Annotated in this window: 20 protein-coding genes; 9 read left to right on the top strand and 11 right to left on the bottom strand. The window is 73.1% G+C overall.

The window, feature by feature from the left end:
• Positions 1-156: 156 nt before the first annotated feature.
• Positions 157-1,254, top strand: coding sequence for a serine hydrolase domain-containing protein (locus ACH427_RS15660; RefSeq protein WP_398869999.1), 1,098 nt, complete (start codon positions 157-159; stop codon positions 1,252-1,254).
• Positions 1,251-2,027 carry a MerR family transcriptional regulator gene (locus tag ACH427_RS15655; protein WP_398869998.1) on the top strand — a complete coding sequence of 259 codons (777 nt, stop codon included), beginning with the start codon at positions 1,251-1,253 and terminating at the stop codon, positions 2,025-2,027. The genes ACH427_RS15660 and ACH427_RS15655 overlap by 4 nt, the downstream gene beginning before the upstream one ends.
• 8 nt (positions 2,028-2,035) lie before the next feature.
• On the opposite strand, the gene ACH427_RS15650 is transcribed toward ACH427_RS15655, so the two are convergent.
• A complete protein-coding gene (locus ACH427_RS15650; protein ID WP_398869997.1) occupies positions 2,036-2,206 on the bottom strand; it encodes a hypothetical protein in 171 nt (56 codons plus the stop codon).
• Between the two features lie 241 nt (positions 2,207-2,447).
• Here ACH427_RS15650 and ACH427_RS15645 point away from each other — a divergent pair, with 241 nt between their 5' ends.
• The gene (locus ACH427_RS15645; protein WP_398869996.1) at positions 2,448-2,969 is read left to right on the top strand and encodes a hypothetical protein; all 522 of its coding nucleotides are present in this window, start codon (positions 2,448-2,450) and stop codon (positions 2,967-2,969) included.
• A 203-nt stretch (positions 2,970-3,172) separates the two neighbouring features.
• Positions 3,173-3,649, top strand: a complete 477-nt coding sequence (locus tag ACH427_RS15640; RefSeq protein WP_398869995.1) for a hypothetical protein — start codon at positions 3,173-3,175, stop codon at positions 3,647-3,649.
• Between the two features lie 360 nt (positions 3,650-4,009).
• On the opposite strand, the gene ACH427_RS15635 is transcribed toward ACH427_RS15640, so the two are convergent.
• The 4 genes from ACH427_RS15635 to ACH427_RS15620 form a co-directional block, all read right to left on the bottom strand.
• The gene (locus tag ACH427_RS15635) at positions 4,010-4,492 is read right to left on the bottom strand and encodes a universal stress protein (RefSeq protein WP_398869994.1); all 483 of its coding nucleotides are present in this window, start codon (positions 4,490-4,492) and stop codon (positions 4,010-4,012) included.
• Between the two features lie 54 nt (positions 4,493-4,546).
• Entirely contained in the window at positions 4,547-5,239 is a 693-nt protein-coding gene (locus tag ACH427_RS15630; protein WP_398869993.1) for a CBS domain-containing protein, read from the bottom strand.
• Positions 5,240-5,286: 47 nt separating this feature from the next.
• Positions 5,287-5,760 carry a cyclic nucleotide-binding domain-containing protein gene (locus ACH427_RS15625; protein WP_398869992.1) on the bottom strand — a complete coding sequence of 158 codons (474 nt, stop codon included), beginning with the start codon at positions 5,758-5,760 and terminating at the stop codon, positions 5,287-5,289.
• Positions 5,761-5,901: 141 nt separating this feature from the next.
• Positions 5,902-6,786, bottom strand: coding sequence for a universal stress protein (locus tag ACH427_RS15620; protein WP_398869991.1), 885 nt, complete (start codon positions 6,784-6,786; stop codon positions 5,902-5,904).
• 440 nt (positions 6,787-7,226) lie between these two features.
• Between ACH427_RS15620 and ACH427_RS15615 the strand changes: the two genes are divergently transcribed.
• Complete coding sequence (locus ACH427_RS15615; RefSeq protein WP_398869990.1) at positions 7,227-9,611, top strand: phosphoketolase; 2,385 nt, start codon at positions 7,227-7,229, stop codon at positions 9,609-9,611.
• Positions 9,612-9,740: 129 nt separating this feature from the next.
• Here ACH427_RS15615 and ACH427_RS15610 read toward each other — a convergent pair whose 3' ends face one another.
• Positions 9,741-9,944 (bottom strand): hypothetical protein, encoded by a 204-nt coding sequence (locus ACH427_RS15610; protein ID WP_398869989.1) that lies wholly within the window; start codon positions 9,942-9,944, stop codon positions 9,741-9,743.
• A 26-nt stretch (positions 9,945-9,970) separates the two neighbouring features.
• A complete protein-coding gene (locus tag ACH427_RS15605) occupies positions 9,971-10,858 on the bottom strand; it encodes a universal stress protein (RefSeq protein WP_398869988.1) in 888 nt (295 codons plus the stop codon).
• Positions 10,859-11,151: 293 nt separating this feature from the next.
• Here ACH427_RS15605 and ACH427_RS15600 point away from each other — a divergent pair, with 293 nt between their 5' ends.
• Positions 11,152-11,856 carry a response regulator gene (locus ACH427_RS15600; RefSeq protein WP_398869987.1) on the top strand — a complete coding sequence of 235 codons (705 nt, stop codon included), beginning with the start codon at positions 11,152-11,154 and terminating at the stop codon, positions 11,854-11,856.
• Positions 11,857-11,971: 115 nt separating this feature from the next.
• Here ACH427_RS15600 and ACH427_RS15595 read toward each other — a convergent pair whose 3' ends face one another.
• The 3 genes from ACH427_RS15595 to ACH427_RS15585 all read right to left on the bottom strand — a co-directional run bounded on the left by ACH427_RS15595 (position 11,972) and on the right by ACH427_RS15585 (position 15,866).
• The gene (locus ACH427_RS15595) at positions 11,972-13,687 is read right to left on the bottom strand and encodes a GAF domain-containing protein (RefSeq protein WP_398869986.1); all 1,716 of its coding nucleotides are present in this window, start codon (positions 13,685-13,687) and stop codon (positions 11,972-11,974) included.
• Between the two features lie 129 nt (positions 13,688-13,816).
• A complete protein-coding gene (locus ACH427_RS15590; protein WP_398869985.1) occupies positions 13,817-14,812 on the bottom strand; it encodes an Acg family FMN-binding oxidoreductase in 996 nt (331 codons plus the stop codon).
• Between the two features lie 376 nt (positions 14,813-15,188).
• Entirely contained in the window at positions 15,189-15,866 is a 678-nt protein-coding gene (locus ACH427_RS15585) for a DedA family protein (protein WP_398869984.1), read from the bottom strand.
• Between the two features lie 114 nt (positions 15,867-15,980).
• Here ACH427_RS15585 and ACH427_RS15580 point away from each other — a divergent pair, with 114 nt between their 5' ends.
• Positions 15,981-16,352, top strand: coding sequence for a BlaI/MecI/CopY family transcriptional regulator (locus tag ACH427_RS15580; RefSeq protein ID WP_398869983.1), 372 nt, complete (start codon positions 15,981-15,983; stop codon positions 16,350-16,352).
• Positions 16,349-17,278, top strand: a complete 930-nt coding sequence (locus tag ACH427_RS15575) for a M48 family metalloprotease (protein WP_398869982.1) — start codon at positions 16,349-16,351, stop codon at positions 17,276-17,278. The genes ACH427_RS15580 and ACH427_RS15575 overlap by 4 nt, the downstream gene beginning before the upstream one ends.
• Positions 17,279-17,364: 86 nt before the next feature.
• Here ACH427_RS15575 and ACH427_RS15570 read toward each other — a convergent pair whose 3' ends face one another.
• Positions 17,365-18,192, bottom strand: a complete 828-nt coding sequence (locus ACH427_RS15570) for a hypothetical protein (protein ID WP_398869981.1) — start codon at positions 18,190-18,192, stop codon at positions 17,365-17,367.
• A gap of 286 nt (positions 18,193-18,478) precedes the next feature.
• Here ACH427_RS15570 and ACH427_RS15565 point away from each other — a divergent pair, with 286 nt between their 5' ends.
• Positions 18,479-19,162, top strand: coding sequence for a helix-turn-helix domain-containing protein (locus tag ACH427_RS15565; protein WP_398869980.1), 684 nt, complete (start codon positions 18,479-18,481; stop codon positions 19,160-19,162).
• The last annotated feature ends 183 nt before the right edge of the window (positions 19,163-19,345 follow it).

The raw sequence follows: 19,345 nt of genomic DNA, 5'->3' as shown, positions 1-19,345 counted from the left end.
GGCCGCGCACCGCGCTCGGTCGGCGCCGCCAGGCCGACCCCCGGGCAAGGCACTGTGGGCCGGATCACTGTTGAGGTTGACCTTGGGTCAGGGTGGAGGCTCATCGCATCGGCACGACGCCGACCTGGGCACAACGATGCGAAGGAGCCAACCACCATGTCCATCACGGTTTCCGGCCAGGGACAGGACCGCCCGAAGTTGCGAGAGGCGATCGAGGAGCTCGTCGAGTCCGGTTTCATCGGGGTACAGCTCCGGGTGAACGACGAGCAGGGCGAATGGGTCGGCAGCGCCGGCGTGCGCGAGCTGGGGCAGAGCGCCAAGCCGCTGACCGACGGGCACTTCCGCACCGGCAGCACCACCAAGAACTTCGTCGCGACAGTGGCGCTCATGCTGGTGGCCGAGGGCAGGATCGGCCTGGACACCCCGGCCGATGACTACCTGCCGGGATTCGGGCTCGACCGGCGGAGCACGGTGCGGATGCTGCTGCAGCACACCAGCGGGATCTTCAACCACACCGGCGAGCTCTACGAGGACGGCACGATCGTGCTGGGCGTCCCCTGGCAGGGCAAGGAGTGGGTGGAGAACCGGTTCAAGACCTACCAGCCCGAAGAGCTGGTCCGGCTGTCGCTGTCCAAGCCCGCGCGGTTCGCGCCGGGTACGGGCTGGAGCTACGCCAACACCAACTACGTGCTGGCCCGGATGGTGATCGAGAAGGTCACCGGCCGTTCGTTCGCCGAGGAGCTGCGGCGGCTGATCCTGGGGCCGCTGGGGATGACGGGCACCGTGGCGCCCGGCACCTCGCCGGAGATCCCCGAGCCGCACAACCACGGCTACTACCGCTACGAGGACGCCGGGCAGGAGCGGACGATCGATGTCACCCGCCAGAACCCGTCCTGGGTCGGGGCCGGCGGTGACATGATCTCGACCACCAAGGATCTGCACACGTACTTCTCCGCGCTGATGGGCGGCAGGCTCCTGCCGGCCGACATGCTGGCCGAGATGCGCACGCCGGAGGCGACGGTCGGCTACGGCCTGGGCATCTTCGTCCAGGAAACGGACAGCGGCACCGTCTTCCACCACAACGGCGCCACCATGGGCTCGGCGGCGCTGATGTACGGCACACCCGACGGCGTCAGGACCCTGACCGCGGGGCTGACCTGGGTGGACGACGCCGGTCTGGCGATAGCACCGGCATTCGGGGCGGCCCAACAGCGTTTGGTCGACGAGGTGTTCTGCGGCAAGCTGAGCCGATGAGAAACGGAGTCACGATCGGGCAGGCGGCGGCGTTCGTCGGCGTCACGGTGAAGACGGTGCGGCACTACCACAAGCTCGGCCTGGTCGCGGAGCCGGAGCGCGACAGCTCCGGCTACCGGCGCTATGGATCCGGCGAGCTGCTGCGGCTGGTGCAGGTACGGACGCTAGCCGCCGCAGGCGTGCCGCTGTCCGGGATCGGACCCATGCTCGACGCCGACGCCACGCGGTTCGGCGCCGCGCTCACCGACGTGGAGCGGCAACTCACCGAACGCATCGACGAGCTGGTCGCCCGCCGCGACATGCTCCACCGGCTCGCCGACGGCGACCGGGCCCTGCTCCCCGACCGCGCCTGCGCGATTCTGGACCGGATGCCCGGCCTCGGCTTCAGCCCCGACTACGTGGCCGCGCAACGCGAGGCCCTGGTGCTCACCCGGGCGCTGGTGCCTCAAGGGTTCGACGGCTTCCTGGCCCAGCTCGAGCACGGGCTCGACGACCCCGAGTACGTCGACCTGGCCAGGCGTGGCCAGGAGGCGGAGACCTGGGAACCGGACGACCCGAGGATCGAGGAACTCGCGACCGCCATGGCCGACCGCTACCTCGCCAACCCCGCGCTGCGGGGGGATGCCGCCAGCCTGCGGGCGTGGTCCAGGGCTTCGGCCCAGTACAAGCTGATCAACAATCACCGGGAGGACCAGGCGCCGGTCGCGGCCCGGCTGACCGCACTCACCGAGGCCAAGCTCCGCGCTGCGGGCATACCCATGCCGCACCGATGACGGAGCCCTCAGGACCAGGAGTTGTCGTCGGTGTGCCACGCCCACATCTCCCGTACGCGGTGCACGAGAAGGCCCATGACGTGCGCGCCATAGCGCTGGAAGTACCGCTGTCCGCGATCCCGTTCGGCCGGGAGGAACAGCAGTGCGGCGATCCGGGCGGCGCGGGGTGAAAGGGCCATGCGGTCCCCGACGGCCTTCGACAGGACCAGGGCACTTGGGGCCGGACGGCAGGCCGCGGGGAAGGCCGGCCCATGACGGAGGGTCAGCATCCGGGCGCATGGTGGTGTGCGACGGCGCACCACCGCCGCACAGCCGGTCGGGCAGAAGGGCAGGGCCATGGCCACGTACGTGCCTCCGGATCCGGACCCCGGGATCCGGTTCACGCCTCGCACGCAACGGTCTCGCGCCGTCAATCCCCTCATGCGCACGTCGGACCGGGTCCAGAAGTGGGTCGGCCGGTGTCTCATGGCCGGGGCACTCGTCGTCACGCCAGCCGCCGCCTTCGAGGCGGGCACGCTCACCTACCACGCGCAGATGCGGGCCGTGGACGCGGCCAAGGGCACGCATGCCGTCGAGGCCCGCCTGGTCCGGGGGACGGCTGACGCTCTGGAGATCGGCCGGGTCGATACGCCCGTCCGCTGGACCGAGGCCGACGGCACGGTCCGGACAGCGACAGTACTGGCCGGCGTCGGCCGTCCCGCGAACGCCAGGGTGCGGGTGTGGGTCAAGGGCGCTTCCGCGACGACGAAGGAGCCACGAACGGCCGCGCGGGCCACGTCCTCCGCCTGGCTGACCGCCCTGCTCACCGGCGCCGTGGTGCCGTTCCTCGCCTGGGGCGTCCGGCACTGCTTCGCCCTGCTCGCGAACCGCAGGCGGTACGCCCAGTGGGAAGCGGAGTGGGCGGTGAAGGAACCCGCCATGTCGGGACGCCGGCAGGACTGAACCGAGAGGGGCTCGGTGGCGGTGCCGCCGAGGCCGAAGGGGACGAGCGGACCGGACACGGCGTCCTGGACGACGCACCTGCCGGAGCCCCTGCCCGAGGGGCCGGACGGCCCCGCTGTACGGGCCGCTCGGGCACTGTCCGGGACCGCCCCACGGGAGTGCACTGTGCACAGTCCGACAGCCCCGAAGAAGGGAAGACCGCCATGTCCGCCATCCGAATCCCACGCCACGCGGCGCTGGCCGTCGCGCTGCCGGCCCTGCTCCTGGCCGTCTCCGCTCCCGGCCACCCGGCGACCGCGGAACCGGCTCCCTCGCGCGGTGGCAGCCCCGCGTCCGCGGTCGACCGGGTCGCGGACTTCTTCGGGGCGTACTCCGACGTCCTCCACGACCAGGGGCGCGGCCGCCTGTCCGACAGTCTGCGGGAGCACTACCTCACGGCTGACCTGCGAACCCGGCTGGAACTCTGGGAGAAGGAGCACGGCGGCGACGGCGTGCTGCGCACGGAGGGGACACCGTCGTCCTGGACCGTCACGTACGGCGACAGCGGCATGGGCCACACCTGGACCCACGTCGTGCTCACCTGCGATGCCCATGGGCACTCCACCCGCACCCGCCTGGAGGTGCAGTCGGACCTGGCCACCCTGCGGATCTCCGACATACACGAAGCCACGAGCCGGTGACGACCCTCCGGTGAGTCCACACCCACGGGTCGCGATCCCACGGCGGTCCTGGGTCCGAGTGGAGAGTGTCCACCCGAACCCAGGACCGCCCCTTGTGGCCGGGGCGCCGGGCGGGTGTCGGAGTTCGCGGAGCCGGTCCCCGGGAGCTTCCGGGCGGGGCTTGTTCCGTCGGCTGCTGTGGGCGTGGTCCCGGCGGTAGCCGAGTCGTCATGTGCGGTCGGGCCACGGTGTGTTGACGAAGACCTCGTCGGTCGTTTCGGCGCGGATGTCCGGGTCCGGGCACCGGAAGTCGCTCAGCATGTCGCCGCGGGCGACGATGCCCGCCGACGTGCCCTCCTCGGCCCGCGCGACAGCAGTGACTCACCGGCAGCCGGCTCCGCGCCCGGTCCCGGCGGCCGTTTCCGTCGTCGTCGGTTCCGGCACGGTGATCACGGGGCAGCGCGCCGCGCGTGCGCACTCGCGCGCGACCGGCCCCAACGCGGGCTGCCCCGGCCCCCGTCGCGGCCCGCGGCCCAGGGCGAGGGCCGCGGCGTGCTCCGCGCAGTGGAGCAGGGCCGGGACGGCGGGCCCCTCCACCAGGACCGCCCGGACGTCGGCATCAGGCTGGAGCGCCAGCAGGCCGGCCACGCTCTCGTCGAGCAGCCGGCCCGCCCGCCGCCGCTCCTCCTCGGCGGTGGGCCGGTGCGCGCCGCGCGCGTACGGCGCGTGGAACCGCGCCACCGGTATCCAGGCGTGCACCACCTCGACCTTCAGGTCCAGTCGCCCTGCCAGTTCCGCCGACCAGCGCAGGGCGGCGAGCGACGCCGGGGAGCCGTCCACTCCGACAACCAGCGTTCCGTGCATGTCCGCCTCCTCGTCCGCTCCATCGGGCCCGGCCCCGCCGTGCGGCACCCTCCGTCAGAACTGCGGTCCGACGACGGGCGGTTCGGGGATCCTGAACCTGGCGGGGGGCGTGTCGAGCCGCAGGTCGACGTTCACGACGCCTTCCACAGCCCGTACGAGCCGTGCCACGAGCGGCACCATCGCCGCGTCGGGAAGCCTGCCGGAGAGCACGACGACGCCCTCCACCACCGAGATCCCGACCGTGGGTTCGGTGTTGCGGAAGAAGTGCGCGACGACCTCCTCGCGCACTTCCCGGGCGATGTCCTCGTCGTCGCGGAGGTAGACCTTGAGCAGGTCGCCGCGGCTGACGATGCCGGCCAGCATGCCCTGCTCGTCGACGACGGGCAGCTGCTTGACGCCCTTGTGGGCCATCACGCGAGCGGCCTCGGCGAGCGTCGCGCTTCCGTGCACGGTCACGGCGGGGGTGCTCATCAGCTCCCCGGCCGTCGCGGCTCCCGCTTTGACGAGTTCGTCCAAGTGGCGCAGCTGCTCGACGCGGGAGGGGTCGCGGTCCTTGTACTCCTGCTTGGACAGCAGGTCGGCCTCGGAAACCACTCCGATGACGCGGCCTTCGCCCTCCAGTACCGGTACGGCGCTGACGTGCCACTGCGCGAGCGTCTTCGCGATCTCCTTGAAGGCGGCGCCACGGCTGACGGCCACGACCGTCTGCGTCATCACGTCACTGACCGTGTGCGGGGTGTCCTTCATCTCGTGCTCCTTCGCCGAGGTGCCGGGGTGCGCCGGCGGTCCAGGCGTCATCGGACGCCGCTGCCGTAGGGTCCGTACAGGTCGAGCAAGCGGGTGCGGGCCCGCTCCAGGCGGTGGCCGATCACCTCGGCGCAGGCCAGCGTGAAGGTGTAGCCGAACTGTGGTTCCGCGGCGCACAGCCGCCGTACGGCCCGCGCGTCGAACTCCCAGGCCCGCACGGGGCCGACGGCCTCGGCGCCCATGTGCCAGCAGCGGGGCGGGAACATCCACGACCAGCCGAGCAGCGCGCCCTCCCCCAGGGTCTCGACGACCGCCGAGCGCCGGCCGGGCACATGCAGGTCCAGGGCGACCCCGCCACTGCGGAGGATCCAGAACCGGTCGGCCTCGCGGTGTTCCTCGAAGATCCGGGCCTGCCCGGGGAAGGACACCTCGTGTGCCAGTGCCATGAGTGTGCCGCGGTGCTCGTCCGACAGAGCACCGAGCCGCCCCGTCATGGTCGGCATCCGGGTCTTGGCCGTCATGGTGTCGCCTCCGTCTCCGTCGCGCGGGCCTCGGCCGGCTCCGCTGCGGGGCTCTCTGCTCCCATGCTCCGTCGGCGGCGGCCGGGGAAGGAGAGGCCGACCAGCCCTGACGGGTGCCGACCGGACCCGGGCCGGCCGCGCTCAACTCTGCGGGACCAGTGCCACGGGGCAGGCGGCGTGGTGGGCGCAGGCGTGGGCGACGGGGCCGAGGCGAGGCGAGCGGTGCCGGTGCCCGCGCCGGCCGATCACCAGCAGATCGGCGCCTTCCGCTGCCCGTACGACCGCTTGCGCGGGGCTCTCCAGCCGGACGGTCCCGGTCACTTGTACGTCCGGGTACTTGTCGCGCCACGGGCGCAGCGTCTCGCGCAGTTCTCGTTCGGCGTCCTGGGAGACCGCCGTGCCCATGTCGGGGTCGATGCCCCAGGGGGCGTATGCCTGGACCGGCAGGCTGAGCCCGTGCAGAACGGTGAGGGGCACACCGCGCTCGGAGGCGCTGCCGAAGGCGAATTCCAGCAGGTTCCGGCTGGACCCGTGGAGGCTGACGGCGGCCACGACGCCTGTGTTCCGCGGCGAGGCCGCCCGCTCGCCGGCGCGTACCAGGACCACCGGCCGCCCGGCCGTCCCGGCGACCCGCAGGCTGACGTCACCGAGGAAGAAGCCCCCGATCGCCCCCAGCCCGCGCGAGCCGAGCACGACCACGGACGAGTCCTCCGAGGCGCGCAGCAGCGCGGTGACCGGTTCCTCCGCGACCAGCTCCTCGACGACGGGAAGTCCGGGGTAGCGCTGGTGGATCTCCCTTTCGGCGGCGTGCACGATGCGCTTGGCCCAGTAGTTCTGGTCGTTCCCGGCCAGGCCGCCCGGCGAATCGGGGGCCAACATGACCCAGGCGTGCAGCAGGCACAGGTCCGCCCCGCGCCGGTCCGCTTCGGCGGCCGCCCAGTGGGCGGCGGCCAGGCTCTCGGGGGAGCCGTCGAGTCCTACGGTGATGGGTGCCGCCTCCATGGCGACCGCCTCCCTGTTTCTCATGGCGACGTTCCTCATGAACGTCTTCGTCACGAGCGTCTTCGTCACGGCACGCGGCCGGGCCGCTCCTCCCTTCCACCATCGCATCGCTCACCACCGGGCACGACGGGCCGCCCGGCCCGTGGGGACGCCATCCGGCCCCGGCTTCCGGGGGGCCGCGGGCCGCGCGCCGGCCGAGGCGCGCGGCGGGGATCCGGTGAACCGGGGCGATGGCGCTTCCCCTCGTGGACGGGGCACGCCGAGCGCCGGGGCCGGCTGCCGCCGGTCGTGGCCCGCTCCTCCCCGCACGGTGGAGCGCCACGCACGGCGGGCGCCACGCCGGGGCCCGGCATCACAGGGCCGGACGGTCCCGGGCGGACTCCGGCCGGCCCTGGTGACCATCGTCGGCCGGCGAGCAGGCTGAGCGGCAGCGCACGCACCCCATCGACCTCCTGGAGACAGCCATGCGGGACGTCCCGACGCCCACCCCGGCCGGCATCACCGACGCGGAGGTCCAGGCCCTGGACCTCCACTGGCGTGCGGCGAACTACCTGGCCGCCGGGCAGATCTACCTGATGGACAATCCCCTGCTGAAGGAGCCGCTGCGGCCTGAGCACGTCAAGCCACACCTGCTCGGCCACTGGGGCACCTCCCCCGGGCTGAACCTCGTGCACACCCACCTCAACCGGGTCATCCGGGCACGCGGCCTCGATGCCCTGTGCGTGTGGGGGCCGGGGCACGGCGGGCCCGCGGTGCTGGCCAACTCCTGGCTGGAGGGCACGTATTCGGAGACATATCCCGACGTGAGCCGGGACGCGGCCGGCATGGCGCGGCTGTTCCGGCAGTTCTCCTTCCCCGGCGGCGTGCCCAGCCACGTCGCCCCCGAGACACCGGGGTCCGTCCACGAGGGCGGGGAGCTGGGCTATTCCCTCTCCCACGCCTACGGCGCCGCCTTCGACAACCCGGACCTGGTCGTCGTGTGCGTCGTCGGCGACGGCGAGGCGGAGACGGGGCCGCTCGCCGCCTCCTGGCACTCCGACAAGTTCCTCGACCCGGTCCACGACGGCGCGGTGCTCCCCGTCCTGCACCTCAACGGCTACAAGATCGCCAACCCGGCCGTGCTCGCCCGCCTCCCCGAGTCCGAACTGGACGAGCTGCTGCGCGGCTACGGGCACGAACCGCTGCACGTGACCGGGGACGACCCGGCGACCGTCCACCGCGCCATGGCCACGGCCATGGACACGGCACTGGACCGGATCGCCCTTCTCCAGCGCACGGCCCGGGAGGAGGGAATCACCGAGCGGCCTCGCTGGCCCATGATCGTGCTGCGTACGCCCAAGGGCTGGACCGGCCCCGCCCAGGTCGACGGTCTCCCGGTGGAGGGCACGTGGCGTGCCCACCAGGTGCCCTTGGCAAAGGTCCGTGACAACCCGGACCACCTGCGGCAGTTGGAGGGGTGGCTGCGCTCCTACCGGCCGGAGGAACTCTTCGACGAGCACGGGCGGCCGCGGCCCGCCGTGCTGGCCCAGGTGCCGGAGGGCACCCGCCGCCTCGGCGCGACACCCCACGCCAACGGCGGCCTGCTGCTGCGCGAGCTGCCGCTGCCACCGCTGGAACGCTTCGCCGTGCCGGTCGACAAACCCGGCTCGACCCTGCACGAGCCGACGCGCGTCCTCGGCGACCTGCTCGAAGAGGTCATGGAGGCCACCAGCGCGCGCCGCGACTTCCGGCTGGTCGGCCCCGACGAGACCGCGTCCAACCGGCTCCAGGCCGTGTACGACGCCAGCGGCAAGGCGTGGCAGGCGGCGACCCTGCCGACGGACGAGCATCTGGACCGGCACGGCCGCGTCATGGAGATCCTGTCCGAACACACCTGCCAGGGCTGGCTGGAGGGCTACCTCCTCACCGGCAGGCACGGCCTGTTCTCCTGCTACGAAGCCTTCACGCACATCGTCGACTCCATGGTCAACCAGCACATCAAATGGCTGCGGGTCACCCGCCGGCTGCCCTGGCGGCGCCCCATCGCCTCCCTCAACTACCTGCTCACCTCCCACGTCTGGCGCCAGGACCACAACGGCTTCTCCCACCAGGACCCCGGCTTCGTCGACCACGTCCTCAGCAAGAGCCCCGAGGTCGTCCGGGTCTATCTGCCCCCGGACACCAACACCCTGCTGTCGGTGGCCGATCACGCGCTCCGCAGCCGTGACCACGTGAACGTGATCGTCGCCGGGAAGCAGCCCTGCTTCGACTGGCTGAGTCTGGAGCAGGCCCGGTCCCACTGCGCCCGCGGAGCCGGGATCTGGCCGTGGGCCGGCACCGAGGACGGGAGCCGCGCGCCCGATGCCGTCCTCGCCTGCGCCGGGGACGTTCCCACCCAGGAGGTGCTGGCCGCGGCCCGGATCATCCGCCACCACCTGCCGGAGGTGTCCCTGCGCGTGGTCAACGTCGTGGACCTGACCAGGCTGCCGCCCGCGGAGGAACACCCCCACGGCATGCCCGACAGCGAGTACGACGCGCTGTTCACCCACGACAAGCCGGTCGTCTTCGCCTACCACGGCTACCCCTGGCTCATCCACCGGCTCGCCTACCGCCGCGCGGGCCACGCCCATCTGCACGTCCGCGGCTACAAGGAGAACGGGACCACGACGACACCGTTCGACATGGTCGTCCGCAACGACCTGGACCGCTACCGCCTGGTCATGGACGTGATCGACCGCGTCCCCGGCCTCGCCGTACGCGCGGCCGCCGTCCGGCAGGCCATGGCGGACGCCCGCACCCGCCACGCGGCGTGGATCCGCGAGCACGGCACGGACCTGCCCGAGGTCACGGACTGGACCTGGTCCGCGTGACCGCACCGGCCGCTCCCGCCGACGCGGGGACACGCCCTGGGGCGGTGGCTCACCCGAGCCACCGCCCCAGGGCCGTCGTACGGACCGGCAAGCTACGAGGCCCCGCCCGCTCACGGCGACGTCACGGCCTCACAAGCCGCGCAGCCACTCCTCCGACAACTCGCGCGCGGCCTTGTCCACCGGCCTCGCGTGGGAATCGTCCACCTGGGAGCGGAGGTTGTCCACGACGGCGACCACTCCGTCGAGGGTGTCCGCCACGGTCTTGAAGGACGCGGTCGGGGGTACCGTGACGACGCCACGGGTCATGGGCTGCTCGATGTGCCGGTGTTCCACGGCAGGGCCTTCCTGGTGACGGGGTGTCAGTCGGTGGGGACGACGGTCACCGGGCAGCGCGCGTGCCGCAGGAGCACGTGGGTGACCGGGCCCGGCCGGAGATCGAACCGCGTGCCGTGCCGGTGCGAGGCGAGGACGACGGCCTCCGCCTCACGGCTCGCCTCGGTCAAGGCGTGTCCCGCGCTCAGGCACACCGCCTCGGTGCGGACCGCTACGCCGGGGAACTCGTCGCGAAGCGGTGCGACGGCGAACCGGGGTACGGCTTCGGCGGACTTCGCCAGCATTTCGAGGTCGTCCCACCACCGGTCCCGCGGTGCCCGGGCGTGCGTCGCGGGCGGGTACTTCCAGGCGTGCAGCACGCGCAGATCCGCGCCGCGCCGGACCGCCTCCTCGAAGCCGAAACGCAGCGCGGCGGTGTCCGCGTCCGAGGCGAGACCGACGAGCACGCAGCCCCGCGGGGGTCGCTGGTCGCCGCGGACGATCAGGACGGGCACCGGGCTGTGCGTGACGACCCGTAAGGTCACGGAGCCCAGCGGCGGGCGGGCGAAGCCGCCGTGGCCCCGGGGCCCGAGCACGATGAGGGACGCGGTGCGCCCGTAGTTCAGGAGGGCGGCCTCCGCGGGTTGCGCGGTCAGGACCGGAGTGACGCTGAGCCCGTCCGCCCGTCTCCGCGCTCGCGATACGGCCGCGTCCAGCATCTCGCGTGCCACGTCGCACACGGTCCGGCCGTCGCCGCTCCCCATGGCGGTCTCCACGGCCGGCTGCCTGACCCATGGCCGGCCGCACAGCACCGCGAGTCCGGTGCCGCGTCTGCGTGCCTCGTCCACCGCGTGGTCGAGTGCGCGCAGCGCGGGCCCGGAGCCGTCGAAGCCGAGCAGTACGCGGCCCGGACGGAGCGTGCCGGCCTCGGTCATGATGTCCTCCTCGGACTCGGACGGGGGCGCAGCCGGTGCCGGGACGTCGGCGGGGAGGCGGGGAGGCCCGGCACCGGCTTTCTGTCGTGCTGTCAGCATGCGTTCGCCGGCCCGCCCGCCCCCAGGGCCGAAGCGGCCGGTACCGCGACCCGAAGGGCCCCCGGACCGGGGCCCGGCGGTCCCCGCACGCCGGTGCCGCCCGCGCCAGGGCCGTTCGTCCCCTGGCGGATCGGCCCGGGAAGGATCAGGCTCGCGAGAGCACCGCGATGCCCACTGCCGACAGGGAGCCGGTCATGGAACAGACGAGGACGTTTTCCCGGGAGCGGCCGGTCCGGGTGTTCCTGCTGGATGACCACGAGGTCGTACGGCGGGGCATTCATGACCTGTTGGAAGCCGAGGACGACATCTGTGTGGTCGGCGAGGCGGGAAGCATCGCTCACGCCCTGGCCCGGGGGCCGGCGCTCCGTCCCGACGTGGCGGTGCTGGACGTCCGGCTGCCCGACGGCGACGGCATCACCGTCTGCCGGGAGCTGCGCTCCCGTATGCCCGAACTCGCCTGCCTGATGCTGACGTCGTTCGACGATGACGACGCCCTCCTCGACGCGATCATGGCCGGTGCGGCGGGTTACGTCCTCAAACAGATCAAAGGCTCCGACCTCGTCACGGCGATCCGCACCGTGGCCTCCGGCCAGTCCATGCTCGACCCCGCCACCACCACCCGGCTGATGAACAGCCTCCGGGGCGAGCAGGACGACGAGCCCGGGGACGAGCGCCTGGCCGGCCTCTCCCCGCGCGAACGCGACATCCTCGCCCTCATCGGGGAAGGACTCACCAACCGCGAGATCGGCAAGCGGCTCTTCCTGTCCGAGAAGACCGTCAAGAACCACATCTCGCGCATGCTCGCGAAACTCGGCGTCGAACGACGCGTCCAGGCAGCCGTCATCGCCACCCGGGCGCCCCGGCAGGACGCGGCGGAGCGCCCCCGGGACCGCCGCTGACCGGACGGCACCGCCTGCTCCTCGCGGACCAGCACTGATTCTCGAGGCCCGGGGGCAGAACCGGCTGTGCGTCACCACGGACATCATCAGCTGTCCGGGCTCCGCCCGGTCCCGGCTAGCCGACCAGCGGAACGCGCCAGGTGAGCACGGTGCCCCCGCCGGGCGGCCCGTCGATCTCCAGCAGGCCGCCGTGCTGCTCCGCCCGTTCCGCCAGGTTGGCGAGGCCGCTGCGGCGGCCTTCGGCACGTGCCATGCCGATACCGTTGTCGCTGACCGTGAGCACCAGATAGCGGCCGTCGTTGACCACGGAGATGTCGACAGCACCGGCGTGGGCGTGCCGGGCGACATTGGTCAGCGCCTCGCCGAGGACGGCGACGACGTCGTCGACGGCCGAGCGCGGCACCTGGGTGTCCAGCAGCCCCTCCATGCGCAGGCTCGGGGCGAACCCCAGCACGGGCACGGCCTCGCCGACGGCCTGGACCACCCGGGTACGCAGCCCTTGCTGGGAGGCGGTCTCGCGCGACCGGAGTCCGAAGATCGCGGACCGGATGATCTTGACGGTCTCGTCCAGGTCGTCGACCGCCCGCTGAACCCGCTCCGCCGCCCTGGGGTGATCGATGAACCGGCTGGCGCTCTGCAGGGTCATGCCGGTGGCGAAGAGGCGCTGAATGGCCAGGTCGTGCAGGTCGCGGGCGATGCGGTCGCGATCCTCCAGCACGGCGAGCTGTTCGGCGTCCGCGCGCCGGTCGGACAGTTCCATCGCCAGGGCCGCCTGCCCCGCGAAGGCGAGCAGCGGTTCGAGTTCCTCGTCCGAGAACGCGGGCTGTCCGCCGTCGCGGGCGAGGAAGAGGACCCCGCGCACCAGATCGTCCGAGGTGACGGGCACCGCGACGGCCGCTTCCAGGCCGGCCAGCCGTCGTGGCTCCACCGTGCTGCGCGGATCCGCGGTGACATCACCGCTGCGCACGGGCGCCCGTTCCGCCCACGCCGCGCCGATCAGGGTTCCCGCGGCCGGAAGCGCGCGGCCGCGCAGCTCGTCGCCGTGCGTTCCGACGGCGACCTCGACGGTCAGCGCCGTGCCGTCGTCCAGCGGCACGGAAAAGGTCGCGAGCCCGGCGCCGGTGATCTCCTTGGCCAGCTCGGCGATCAGAGTCATGACCTCGGGCCGGGAGCTGCCGGACATCAAGCTGGTGGTGACGGTCGCGCTCGCCCTCAGCCAGCGTTCGCGCCGGGTCGACTCCTCGTACAGCCGCGCGTTGTCGATCGCGACACCGGCGGCGACGGCGAGCGTGGAGAGCACGGCCTCGTCCTCGTCGTCGAAGTCCGTGTCCGTCCTCTTCTCGGTCAGGTAGAGATTGCCGAAGACCTGGTCGCGCACCCGGATCGGCACACCCATGAAGCTGTGCATCGGCGGGTGGTTCGGCGGGAACCCGTAGGAGGCGGGGTGCTCGGAGAGCTTGGTCAGACGCAGTGGCTCGGGGTGCCGGATCAGCTCACCGAGGATGCCGTGGCCCGAGGGGTAGGGCCCGATGGCGCTGATCTGCCCCTCCGTCAGCCCCACGGTGAGGAATTGCGCGAGGGTCCGGCCGTCCGCGCCGATCACGCCGAGCGCTCCGTACTGCGCGTCGACGAGCAGTACGGCGGCGTCCACGATGTGCCGCAGCACCTGTTCGAGGTCCAGATCCCGGCCCACCGCCAGCACCGCTTCCAGCAGGCTGTGCACCCTGTCGCGAGTGCCGCGGGCCACGTCCAGGCGGGCCTGGAGCTCCTCCAGCAGTTCGTCGAGTCTCAGCTGCGGCACGCGCACCGGTTCGCGCTCGCTGCTCTCCACCGTGTCCCCTCGCCGACGCCTGGGGCAGCCGGACGACCTGCCGCCCGGCACCACCGTAAGGGGCGGGGGGTACCGGCGGGAACACGCCCGGGGAGCCGGCGACCGCCGCCCTGGCCCGCCCCCGCCTCGTCAGTCGTCCATGGCCAGGACCTCCCGTACCGGCCGGCGCGGGGTGCTCGGGCCCGTCGGCCCGTACCCGAGGCGCAGCATCATCTGCACGTGGTCCGTCCCGGAGACCGGGTCGCGCAGGGGCCAGCGCAGGTCGGGCCACTCGAGGGCCTGCGCGGAGAAGGAGGTGGCCAGTCCCTCCAGGGTGGCCAGCAGCAGGACGCGCTCCATCGCCTGACCCGCCGCGAGCCAGTCCCGGGGCCGGTCGCCGCCGGTGCTCAGCAGGGCCAGGCACGGATCCTTCTCGAAGGCCGTGGTCCCGAAGTCGGCCGTGGGCCTGCCGCCCGAGAAGTCACGCATGGGCGCCTTGCCTCCGTGTTTCCGCGGCCCGAAGGCGTAGTCCGGGACGCCGTCGCCGGCCGTGCCGGACTCCGCGGCCCCGATGCGCGTCCAGCGGGCCAGGTCCTCGCCGCTGCCGCTGTCGGTGAGGTTGCGGGCCTCGGCCTCCTCCGTGAGCTCCTCGATCCATTGCAGGTGCCACGAGGCGGGGAAGGCCAGCGTCGCGCCCTCGTCCCGCGCGGCGGCGGTGAGTGCCTCGCGCAGGCCCTCGGGGAGGGCGGTCTCCGAGAACGGGTAGCGGCTGGTGTGCCTGCGGCGCACCGCCGGGTGAAGCAGCGCGAGAGCGGCGTCGCCGGCGCCGAAGGGCGTGAGCCGTACGGTCGCGAGCAGCGCCGGGTCACCGGGATCCGGCAGCGGCGTGACGTCCGGGTGGTGGCCGAGGTGCGCGACGGCTACGCGGAGGTTGAGGAGGGCCGCACCGCAGCCCAGGTGCAGGCCCCGGGCGTCCGGGTCGGAGTGCGGCATGCCCCGGTCGAAGTCGGCGGACAGCCGGAACGTACGGCTCTGCCGCGCGTAGCGGAACCGCCAGGGCTGCGCGTTGTGCATGGAGGGGGCCGCGGTGGCGTCCCGCACCAGCTCCGTCACCAGCGTGTCGTCCAGCAGGGGTGAAGCAGTCACCGGAATCTCCCTCCCGGAAGCGGTGGGCCCACGGCCAGGCCCTCTTCCATGGTCGCTCCGCTCCACCCCGTCGCGGGCTGGGCCGGGGGTCCCCCGCTCCCGGGCCGACCGGCCCGCCACCCGGGGGCGGAGATCCGGCCACGAGGTTGTGGTGGGTGATCTGCGCGCCTTGGGGGGCTTGTGGAGCCTGAGGTGCGGAACGCGCAGGCGGCCACGCCGAGTTCGCCGTCCACCGGCCGTCCGGACACGGGCTGTGAGGTGCCGGGCACGGAAGCGGTGGCCCGGGTCTGGTCCTGCCACCCGGCCGGGGAGGGACTGCGGCGAGGGCAAGGCCGCGCAGGGGTCCCGCCCGCCACAGCCGCCGCACCGCGCCCGGTCACCCGCCCTTGCCGGCTCGCCGCCCGGCCGCGGCGCGGCGCGAGCGCAGGATCTCGGCCAGCAGCGGCAGGAGCGAGACGGCGACGATCAGCGCGACGACGGGAAGGAGGTAGTGGTCGACGTCGGGGATGGACGAGCCCAGCGCATAGCCGGCCAGGGTCAGCCCAGCCGCCCACAGCACTCCACCGGTCACCTGCCAGAGCGTGAACGAACGCGCCGGTACGCCCAGGGCTCCGGCCATGGGGTTGAGCACCGTACGCACCACGGGTACGAAACGGGCCAGCACGATCGCCTTGGCGATGCCGTACCGCTCCAGCAACTCCTCCGCCCGCCGCGCTCCTTCACGCAGCCGGGCCGAGCGGCTGCGGGCGAGCAGGGCACCGCCGGCCTTCCTGCCGATCAGATAGCCGCACTGCGAACCCGCCAGCGTGCCCGCGACGGCCGTGACCAGCAAGGGCGCCAGCGACAGGTGCACGCCGGTGGCAGAGGAGCCGGTGCACAGCAGACCGGCGGTGAAGAGCAGGGAGTCACCGGGCAGGAAGAACCCGACCAGCAGGCCCGTCTCGGCGAACAGCACGACACCGACCCCGAGCACGCCGAAGGCCGCGAGGAGCGACTGGGCGTCCAGGACGTTGACGGCGAGCGGTGACGCGGTGGCGAGCAGGGGTGCGGACATCGTCGCGTGCCCTTTCATAATGAGGAGCGGGCGGCCTGCGCGGCACCCCGACTGACTACAAGCATATAGACGGTCTACTGGTGTGTAGACGACGGCAGGGTGAGGAACGTTCCCATGACGAACGCGAAGGACGAACGCCGGTCGGCGGGCGAACTGGAGGCCGGTGTCCTGGCCGTCCTGTGGGCCGCGGGCACCCCCCTGACCCCCGCCCAGGTGCAAGCGGCCCTCTCCCACGACCCGGCCCGCACGACCGTGACCACGACCCTGACCCGCCTGCACGAAAAGGGAATCGCCGCACGCCGGCGACAGGGTCGCGGCTACGCCTACTACCCCGTCCAGGACGCTCCGGGCCTCACGGCCCTGCGCATGCACAGCGAACTCGAACGCGACGCCGACCGCGAAACCGTTCTGGCCCGCTTCGTCGCCCGCCTCAGCCCCGACGACGAACAGCTCCTGCGGGGTCTGCTGGACGCGGAGGACCGGTGACCGCCCTCCTGCTGCTCCCGCTGCTGCTCCCCTTCATCGCGCCCGTGCTGGCGCAGCGGACCGCGCGGCGGCTCGCTCCGGTGCCCGCGGTGTGGGTCCTGACCCTCGCCGCGCTCGCCCTGGCCGGCGGCTCACTGACCGCCCTGGGCGCCCTCGTCCTCACGGGTCTGCTGAAACTGCCCTTCTTCGCATCCCTCGAGGAGCTCGTCCACCCCCTGCACACGCCGTGGGACGCCGTCGCCGCGCCGGCGGCCACCGCCGCGGTCGGCCTGCTCGCCATCGGCGCCTGGGCCCTGATCCGCACCGCCGTCCACCAGGTCAGAGGGCTGCGGGCCGCCCACGCCGAGGCCGGCCGCCGCCCTGCGGCAGGAGACCTGTGCATCGTCGAGTCACCACACCCGGACGCCTACGCCCTGCCCGGCAGGCCCAGCCGCGTCGTGATCACCACCGCCATGATCCGCAGCCTCGACGCGGCCGAACGCGAGGCCCTCTTCGCCCACGAACGCGCCCACAACGCCTACCGCCACCACTACTTCCTGGCGGCCGCCGAACTCGCCGCGCACTGCCACCCGGCCCTGCGTCCCGCCCGTGACGCCATCCGGTACGCCGTGGAGCGCGCGGCCGACGAAGCCGCCGCCACCGCCGTCGGCGACCGGCGCCTGACCGCCCGCGCCATCGCCCGCGCCGCCCTCGCCGCCGGCGCCCGCCGCGACCGGCCGGCCGTCGCACCGGGGGCGACGACCGGGCCCGTCCCGCGCCGCGTCGCCGCCCTCCTCACGAGCCCCGCGCCCCGGCGGGGCCGGGCCACCCCGTGGACCGCCCTGCTGCTCGCCACCTGCGCCACGGCCTCCGTCTGCACTGCGGCGACGGGCATGTCCGACTTCCACCACGAGGTCGAAGTCGCCCAGGGGGAGATCGCCCGCTGACCGGCTTCGCTGGACGGCTCCGGCACGAACTCGACGCGCACCAGGCGCCCGACGAGGTCGCGAGCCGCTGCCGGCCGTTCTCGGGCTCAGGCCACTCTGCGGCGCCGGACCACATCCGGCGGTGTGTCCTTGCGGCTGACCGCCAGAAAGCCGACGAGCGCGAGGATCGGCACCAGCAGGGACAGCGTCACCGGGCCCGTCCCCCAGCCCAGGCCCCCGCGGCCGGCGGGGGCACCCATCCAGTCCGCGAACGAGGCGCCGAGCGGACGGGTCAGGACGTAGGCCGACCAGAAGGCCGCGACCGGGCCCATCCAGGCCAGCCGTCCGGACAGCGCCGGCACGGCGATGGCGGCGGCGAAGAGGAGACCCGACTCCAGATAGCCCAGGCGAAGGGTGCCGGCGGTGAGGTCGCCGACCGCCGTGCCCAGGGCGAAGGTGGCGAGGACCGTCGCCCAGTAGAAGACCTCGCGGCGGAAGGTGCGGACGCTGTGGATGGACAGCGTCCGCTCGGAGACGTACCAGGCGGTCAGGACGGCCGCGAGTGCGGCGGCGAAGCCCACCGCCGAGGCGGTGTAGGGGATCCCGGCCACGACGTGGACGACATCGGCGGCCATCGTGCCGAAGACGCTGACCATGACGATCGCCGACCAGTAGATCCAGGGCCGGTACCGGTCCGAGAGGAACTGCAGGACCAACAGGACGGCGAATCCGGCGAATCCGAGGGCCCCGGCGGGTATCGGCCCGAGCGTGCGGCCGAGGTAGTCCGACGCCGTCTCGCCCATGCCGGTGGTGAGCACCTTCACTGCCCAGAACAAGGCCGTGACCTGCGGCACCTTGCTCAGGTTCACCCGCCGCCGCCCCCCGGGCGCCCGCTCCGTCCGCTCCTCGACCGCCCAGCCACCGGGTATCGCCATAGCCGCTCCGCTCCTCCGGCGCCGCACGGCGCCCGTGAATGTCTACGGCACTGTAGACGATCGATCTGTGGGCGAACGCCGGGCCGGGCGTGCGTGCTTCACGCGCCCCGGAAGTCCTGACGTCGCCGCCGCGACGGTGCCCGACAGCACCCGTCCGCGGTTCGGGCGCCCGCCGAGCGGCCGATCAGCGCTGGCAGGCCGCCGGGCCGTCTGTTCCCCTGGAAGCCTGGTCGCCGGGCCGCCATCGAGCGCGGCCCGGCGAGGGTGCGCCTACGGAGGAGCGGCCGTGAAAGGCGAAGGAACGCCGGCAGGCAACCCGGCCGATGCCACGAACCGCGGCGACGCCGTGGTCGTCCGCGCCACGGTCCGGCGCGAACAGCTGGGGCTGACCCGGGAAGAGGTGGCGAGCCGCGCCGGGATGTCCGTCGCCTACCTCGACCAGCTGGGGAAGCTCGGCAAGGACTTCGACCCCGGCGCCCTCATGCGGCTCGCCGCCGTCCTGGAGATGCCCTACGAGGAACTCCTGACGGGCCGCCGGGACGCTCCTCCCGGCCAGGGGGCTCCGGCGTCCCACCCCGTCCTGATGCGGCTGGCGGAACACGAGTGCTGGGAAAGGCTCGGTACGCACGGCATCGGCCGCCTGGGGCTGTCGACCGGCACCCGGGCCGTGGTGCTCCCGGTCAACTTCCTCGTGGACGGGCACACCGTCGTCTACCGCACGGAACACGGCGACTCCACGGCCGTCGCCGCGGGAACCCCGATCGCGTTCGAAGCCGACCACATCGACGAACAGCTCAGCCGCGGCTGGAGCGTCCTCGTCGCGGGCACCGCGCAGCACGTCACCGACCCCGACACGGTCCAGGCCCTTATGGAACGGCCCGGGGCGCGCCCATGGGCCGGGGGCAACCGGGACCTGTGGATCCGCGTCGTCCCGGACGAAGTGACCGGCCGGACCATTCGCACGGTGTGACCACGCCGGGCCGAAGAGACCATCGATTCGCCGGTCCCGGATGAGCTGTCCCTCCATAAGACTTGGCGCCAGGGCATGTTGACGGGCCCCCGCGCCGCCCGCGGACATCGTGCTGCGGCTCGTCGCCGGCTTCCGCGTCATGCGCCGGACGCGCTCCGGGCCGGGACGAAGGGATGCCGCCGT

Origin of the sequence: Streptomyces sp. NPDC020379, assembly GCF_044387105.1 — a bacterium.
Lineage (GTDB): Bacteria > Actinomycetota > Actinomycetes > Streptomycetales > Streptomycetaceae > Streptomyces.
This window is presented reverse-complemented; position numbering and strand designations above follow the sequence as displayed.